A 3377-nucleotide genomic window follows, 5' to 3' on the forward strand; every position below is an offset into this window, starting at 1 on the left:
CGACTATGCCGAAGAAAAAACTATACCGAAGTTTTGGATACGTAAGATGAAAATAGCCTAATTCTTCGGTATAGTATTCTAATACCAAACAACTAATGTTATCCTATTTATAAGGAGGATAACATTATGAATAATTTAATCTATTTATCAGAAGAACTTTTAATGTTCTTGAAAAAGAATCACTACAAACAATCAACGTTAGCTAAGTACAGGAGAGAGTTGAATGTTTTAAGGCGTTTTTGTGAAAGTCATGGCAGCGAGGAATATACTCTTGAACTGGGAAATGCATACGCTGCTGACATTTATATTAATGGTCATTTTAGTGCCCATAGATATTTTGATAGAGGTCGTTTAACAAGATTTCTAAACTTTTATTTGGAACATGGTTATTTCGATTTGTCTATTAAAAAGGGTAAAAAATATGACGATGATATAATAAGATTTCAAGGCGAATATGAGGCATATAAAAATTATATATATGACCGAAATATCAAAGAAACGACCAAACATAATTATAGTTATTACGCTTATCTTTTCTTACGATTTTTATCTGATAATAAACTGCATGCAATAGATAATTTATCTATTGAGCTAATTTACAATTTTCTCATGACCTTCAAGCCAAAAAGACAAAGATATGTCATAAGTGGCGTTCGCTCATACCTTAAATTTATCAAAAGAAACGATCTTCTACAGCAGATTAGTGGTCTTCGTTTACCAAAAACAAAAAAAATCATACCGATCCTGAGTACGGATGAATGCAATAGAATTCAAGCAGTATTAACCTCTGACCAGGTAACCTATAGAGATAAATCTATTTTTCTACTAGGTTATATCTTAGGTATAAGAGCCTGTGATATAGTAGCATTAAAACTATCAGATATCGACTGGCATAATGAGTGTATTCATTTTGTACAGTCAAAAACCGGGAATCAAGTTATCGTTCCATTATACACAGAAATTGGAAATTCTTTGTATCTATATATAACTCAGGAACGTGAAAAAAGTGATTATGAAAACATCTTCGTAAGTCACCATCCACCATTTAAACCTTTAGCTGATCATTCAGCGTGTTACATAATAGTTAATAAAATTATGAATAAAGCTAACATAACCAAAGATGATAGATTTTTCGGTATCCACTTTTTAAGGCATAATACTGCTTCTGCACTTGTACAAAAAGGAGTTTCCTTAGAAACCATTTCATCGATACTGGGGCATTCAGATCCTAATTCAACAAACATCTATATATCTACTGATTCAGAAAGATTAAAAGAATGCGTTCTTTTAATGAGGGATATCGGAATTGGTGGTGAAATTGATGACTAAATTTCAAAGCCGACTAGCTGAAAAGATTATATTATTTCTTGAATTCAAACATTCTATAGGTATTATATACAAAACAGGTGAATGGACTTTATGTGATTTTGACAGGTATAATCTGGAACATGGAAATTATGATTATCTGGAAAAAGAAACAGTTGAAGGATGGATCCATCACAAAAAAGAACGCAGCAAATCACAATATATGGGTTATATGTCATATATTAGAGAACTGGGTAAATATATGAACAGCCAGGATAATATATCATATATATTAAGCGATAAATATAAGGCCGTCAGATACAAAAGCAACGTATATCTTTTTTCTGATGTAGAACTTCAAAGATTTTTTAATCAGATTGATATTTATTCCAAAACAGCCAATACGATTAGACTGTCTATTGTTCTGCCGGCATTATTTAGATTTTTATATTATTTTGGTACAAGGTGTAAAGAAGCTCGCGTACTTGAAACTAAAAACGTTCATCTGGATCTAGGGTATATAGATATAGTTGCAACCAAAACGCATTGTGATAGAAGAATTTTCATGAATGATGAATCTATTGAATTCTTTAGAAGGTATCATAGTACAATGAGTCGCATAACCCCAAACAGAAAATACTTCTTTTCAGATATAGCTGATCGCTATTATCCATCAAATGCTGTTTCGTCATATTTTAACAAAATCTGGGATCAAGCCGGTTTGAGAAAAGATACAGAAGTCAGACCAAGGGCATATGATTTAAGACATTACTTTGCATGTAAAAATATCCTTAAATGGTCATCGAATAATGAAAATGTCATGGCTAAACTACCATATCTTATGACAATTATGGGTCATTCAAATATAGAAAGTACATATTATTATATTCATCTGATTCCTGATTTTTTCCCAAAATATAATGATCTTTCTTTATTAAGTAGCGAACTGATTCCAGAGGTGGTTGAGGATGAAATATAATCGAAAAAAAGATTACTCATTCTGGAAACTGGCTCGAAGTTTCCTGCATGAATACATGCCTCTGGTAAGAAATTTATCTGATAAAACAATTGAATCATATAAAACGTCGATAAAACTTTATCTTCGTTTTATCAATAAAGAAAAAAATATAAGCAATGATAAAATTACTTTTGAAATATTTTCAAGGGAAAATATGATAGATTATATTATCTGGTTAAAAAATAATCAATCTTCTCCAAAAACCATCAATTTAAGAATGACAGCATTGAAATCGTTTTTGAAATTTGCTTCTGAAGAAGATTTCGAATTGACAGTATTTTACAACAACGCCAAATCCATCAGAGGTCAAAAAACAATAAAAAAACCTATAGAATATCTTAAACCGGAGGCAACTAAAGCTATTTTGTCCGCTTATGGAAATGATAATAAAAAACATAGGCGCAATCAGGTATTGCTTATCTTGATGTACGATTCTGGTTGCCGTGTTCAGGAACTTTCTGATCTCAAAGTATCTTCACTACATTTGGATGTTTCTAATCCATATATAACAGTTATTGGTAAAGGAAAAAAGTTGAGAAATGTACCACTTACAACAAGAACTGTAAATCATTTAAAAAAATATCTTGATGAATTTCATGATGAATCGGTAGATGAATATTTATTTTATTCAAACCTGGACAATAAACCTCATCAGTTGTCAACTGATAGCATCGCATCGATTTTAAAAAAAGCAGTAGAAATAGCAAGAGAAAAAAACGAATCGGTACCAAAAAAGGTCCATTGTCATATGATACGTAAAACAAAAGCAATGGATTTATATAAAAATGGTGTACCATTACCTTTTATTATGCAGCTGTTAGGACACGAAAGCATGTCAACAACAACTGGATTCTATGCATTCGCAACATTAGAAATGATGTCAGAAGCATTGAATAAGACTTTTGGTAAAACAAAAGATGAAAAATTATGGAAAAAATCTATAAAAGTTAAGGATCCATATAGTCTGGATTAACAGGAATACTATACCGAAGAATTAGGCTATTTTCATCTTACGTATCCAAAACTTCGGTATAGTTTTTTCTTCGGCATAGTC

General features: G+C 31.1%; 3 protein-coding genes. All 3 read left to right on the forward strand.

Translation table 11 applies throughout. The annotated features are described in order from the left end of the window. Positions 1-126 precede the first annotated feature (126 nt). From B5F09_RS14290 to B5F09_RS14300, 3 genes are read left to right on the forward strand one after another with little or no spacing between them, the layout of a single operon-like run. Positions 127-1329 (forward strand): tyrosine-type recombinase/integrase, encoded by a 1203-nt coding sequence (locus tag B5F09_RS14290; protein WP_087374998.1) that lies wholly within the window; start codon positions 127-129, stop codon positions 1327-1329. Further along, on the forward strand, positions 1322-2284 hold the full coding sequence (locus B5F09_RS14295; protein ID WP_087374999.1) for a tyrosine-type recombinase/integrase: 963 nt from the start codon (positions 1322-1324) through the stop codon (positions 2282-2284). The genes B5F09_RS14290 and B5F09_RS14295 overlap by 8 nt, the downstream gene beginning before the upstream one ends. Beyond that, positions 2274-3296: a tyrosine-type recombinase/integrase gene (locus B5F09_RS14300; RefSeq protein ID WP_087375000.1), complete on the forward strand. Its 1023-nt coding sequence runs from the start codon at positions 2274-2276 to the stop codon at positions 3294-3296. The genes B5F09_RS14295 and B5F09_RS14300 overlap by 11 nt, the downstream gene beginning before the upstream one ends. Positions 3297-3377 lie beyond the last annotated feature (81 nt).

This window comes from Erysipelatoclostridium sp. An173 (assembly GCF_002160495.1).
GTDB lineage: Bacteria > Bacillota_I > Bacilli_A > Erysipelotrichales > Coprobacillaceae > Thomasclavelia > Thomasclavelia merdavium.